Origin of the sequence: Streptomyces sp. SID11385 (assembly GCF_010548245.1) — a bacterium.
Lineage (GTDB): Bacteria > Actinomycetota > Actinomycetes > Streptomycetales > Streptomycetaceae > Streptomyces.
Window position 1 is genome coordinate 1 of the sequence record NZ_JAAGLR010000324.1, and the last position, 3,700, is coordinate 3,700.

Consider the following 3,700-nt stretch of genomic DNA (forward strand, 5'->3'; position numbering starts at 1 on the left):
CGGTTTCGTACGGGCCGAGCGGCGCGCCGCCGAACCGGCCGTGCCGCTCGCGCTGCTGCGCGGGCGCGCGGTCGCGACGGCGCTGCTCGCGGGGTGCGCGGCGAGCACGGGGTTCTTCGGGCTCGTCTTCCTGTACAGCCTGTTCTTCCAGCAGGCGCAGGGGAACTCGGCGCTGGAGACGGGGCTGCTCTTCCTGCCGATGACGTCGCTCATCGCGGTGACGAACGTCGTGTCCGGGCGGCTCACGGCGCGGTTCGGGGCGCGGTCGCCGATGCTCGCGGGGCAGGTGCTCGCGCTGGCCGGGGCGCTGTTCCTGCTGCTCGCGACGGGTCCGAGGACGTCCTCGGTGGCGCTCGCCTTCGCGCTCGTACCGCTCGCGCTGGGGTGCGCGCTGACCGTGCCCGCGCTCACGACGCTGATGATGGAGGCGGTCCCTGCGGCGCGCGCCGGGGTCGCGGCGGGGGTGCTCAACGCGGCCCGGCAGAACACGGCGGGCCTCGCGACGGCGGTCTTCGGCTCGCTCGTGGCGGGCGGCTTCACGGGCGGGACGCGGGCGAGCCTGGCGATCACGGCGGCCGTCTTCGCGGGGGCCGCGCTGGCGACGTACTGGCTGCCGCGGACCGGGAAGCGGGGGGCGGCCGGGCCGGATACGCGCGAAACCCTCCCCACCCCCGCCGCACGTCCATAGGATCATGTGCATGGCGAAACGCAAGGTGCACCGGCGGGCCCGTTCACTCCTCGGGAGCGACCCCGTGGCGCTCGTGTGGTGCGAGCTGCCGGGGCCGATACCGAAGCCGCCCGCCGCCGTGCGGCACGAGGTGGGCAAGGTACGGCTGAAGGCGCGGCATCACTGGCTGATGTACGTGCTCGGTGCGGTGTTCTTCGTGGTCGTCGTACCGGTCCTGCTCCTCATGACACTGCTCGACAGCCTGGAGCAGCGCCTCGACGGCAAGCGGGACCGGGACACGGAGCCGTCCACCACGGAGGAGGGCGCGCGGCCCCCGAACCCTCCGTTCTTCGACGGGGACTGGGCGCGTACCGCCGGTCAGCTCCTGCTGCTCTGGTACAAGCGGTCGCCGAGCCCGAAACGGCTCGTGCTGCTGACCCGCGAGGGCGTCCACCTCGCGGCCTCGCCCGGCCGCAGGCTCGCCCCGACGCGCGCCGCCGACTTCACGCTCCTCACCCACTTCCCGGCGAGCGAGGCCCGTATCGAGGCCGAGCCGAACCAGCCCCGCGGGTTCGCGCGTTTCCGGCTGCGGTTCGCGGACGGCTCGTGGCTGGAGCTGGGACGACTCGCGGACCCGGAGGACGCGGACCGCTTCTTCGCGACGATGCGGGCGTGACGGCGGCGCGACGACGATGACGGGGGGAGCCGAAGGGCCGGTGCGGAGGCGGGGCGCACGGGTCCCTCCAGGTCAACACGACTCCTCTCGTACACGCGATCGAATGAAAGCCGGCTGAGAATCGGCCCGGTCAGGAACTCGGCCCGCACGACTGTTCGTCCCTCTTGGTGATGAACAGGACGATCAGGAACACCTCGGTCTTCGTGCTGCTCCTCGTACTGGCCCTCCTCGCGAGGGCGACGTGGGTGCAGTTCTACGAAGCGCCCTCGCTCTCCTCCGCCGAGGGCAACCACCGCACGGTCATGGCGCGCTACGCCGACCCGCTCGGCGACATCGTCGTGGGCGGGAGCGCCGTGACGGGCTCGCGCGAGACCGACAGCGGCGACCTGCGCTACGAGCGCACCTACGAGAACGGGCCGCTCTACGCCCCCGTGACGGGCTACACCTCGCAGGTGTACGGCCAGACGATGCTGGAGGGCGTCTACAAGGATCTGCTCGACGGCTCCGACACGCGCCTCCAGAGCCCCGCGGACGCGCTCACGCGCAGCCGCGCGAAGCCGGGCGACGTCGTCACCACGATCGATCCCGCCGTGCAGAAGGCCGGGTACGAGGCCCTCGGGAACAAGAAGGGCGCGGCGCTCGCGCTCGACCCGGAGACGGGCAAGATCCTCGGCATGGTCTCGACGCCCTCGTACGATCCGTCCAAGATCACCGGGAGCGACGACGGCTCGGCGTGGAAGGCCCTCCTCGCCGATCCGGACAAGCCCGAGGTGAACCGTGCGCTGCGCCAGCCCCTGCCGCCCGGCTCGACGTTCAAGCTCGTCGTCGCGGCGGCGGCCCTGGAGGACGGCCTGTACGCCTCCGTGGACGCGCGCACGGACAGTCCCGACCCTTACCACCTGCCCCTGTCCACGAAGGACCTGACCAACGAGTCGGCCTCCGCGCCCTGCGAGAACGCCTCGATACGCGTGGCGCTCCAGTACTCGTGCAACACGGTCTTCGGGAAGATGGCCGCCGACCTCGGGCAGGACAAGGTCCGCGCGATGGCGGAGAAGTTCGGTTTCAACACGGACGACCAGGACGTGCCCGTACGGGCCTATCCGAGCGTGTACCCGAAGGGCATGGACAAGGCGCAGACGGCGCTCTCGGGGATCGGCCAGTTCGACGTCACAGCGACCCCGCTCCAGATGGCGGAGGTCTCGGCCGCGCTCGCCAACGGCGGCGAACTCGCCACGCCCTACCTCGTCGACCGCACGACCAACGGCGACGGGGACGTGCTCAGCACCCACGGGGACACGAGGACGACCCGCGTCGTGAGCGAGGACACCGCACGGCAGTTGCGCTCCGCCATGGAGACGGTCGTCGCCAAGGGCACGGGCACCAACGCGGCGATACCCGGCGCCACGGTCGGCGCGAAGACCGGTACGGCCCAGCACGGCGAGAACAACAGCGAGACCCCGTACGCCTGGTTCACCTCCTACGCGAAGGGCGCGGACGGCAAGCAGGTCGCGGTCGCCGTCATGGTCGAGGACTCCGACGCGGCCCGCGCCGAGGTGAGCGGCAACGGCCTGGCGGGACCGGTCGCGAAGGCGATGATGACGGCGGCGCTGGGAAAGGGGGACGGGGCGGCGTGACGGGGGGCTGAAGTGAGCTGAGGGGGTGAGGGCCGGGGACGGCCCGCGAGGACGGCGTCCCGGCGGTCCCAGCCGGTGGGCCGCGCCCCGCGTGGGACATGGGCTTCGCTGAGGTCCCCTCCTGGGCAGGTGCCCGATGCGGGGCGGATGCCCGCTGAGCCCCGAACGCGACCGCACCCCGGGAACGGCACCGCGCGCCCGCGACCGGCCCCGTACCCGTCCGGGCCTCCGCCTCCCGCACGACCGCCCCAGGCATCCGCGGCGGCCCGGTCCCGGCAGTGAACTGCCGCTGACCGCCCCTTCCCCGCCGCGCTCGCGGACGACGCGCGGGCGGTCCCGGCCGCCGCCGACCGCTGCCGCCCCGCACCCCGTACGGGCACGACCCGGGCCCCCACCCGCCCCCGAACGGGCAGCCGGGGTGCCCGTGCCGGGCCGGGCGGACGGTGAAAGGGCAGCTCACTCCGTATCGCCGTCCCACGGGCACACGTCTCGGGCGGGCCCAAGCGGGCAGGATTCTCCCGGTGCCGCGCCTGTTCGGGCACCGGCACGGCCACTACAACTCTGCGTACGGCCCGAACGGGCGGCGGCGCGCGAGCGCGGCGCGGCCCGGGTCAGGCCGGTGACCCACCGAGAGGCGAGGCGGCGATGACGGCGCTCCACCACGGGACCGACTCCCCACCACCGGAGACCCCCGGCCCCGGCACCCCCCGGTCCGGCACCCCC

Annotated in this window: 3 protein-coding genes; all 3 read left to right on the plus strand. The window is 73.5% G+C overall.

The window, feature by feature from the left end; translation table 11 throughout:
• A partial coding sequence (locus G3I42_RS09850; RefSeq protein ID WP_239096362.1) for an MFS transporter occupies positions 1 to 688 on the plus strand: 688 nt, incomplete at its 5' end.
• 10 nt (positions 689 to 698) lie between these two features.
• A complete protein-coding gene (locus G3I42_RS09855; protein WP_164284358.1) occupies positions 699 to 1,343 on the plus strand; it encodes a hypothetical protein in 645 nt (214 codons plus the stop codon).
• A 170-nt stretch (positions 1,344 to 1,513) separates the two neighbouring features.
• Positions 1,514 to 2,977, plus strand: a complete 1,464-nt coding sequence (locus G3I42_RS09860; RefSeq protein ID WP_164284360.1) for a penicillin-binding protein 2 — start codon at positions 1,514 to 1,516, stop codon at positions 2,975 to 2,977.
• Positions 2,978 to 3,700: the final 723 nt, after the last annotated feature.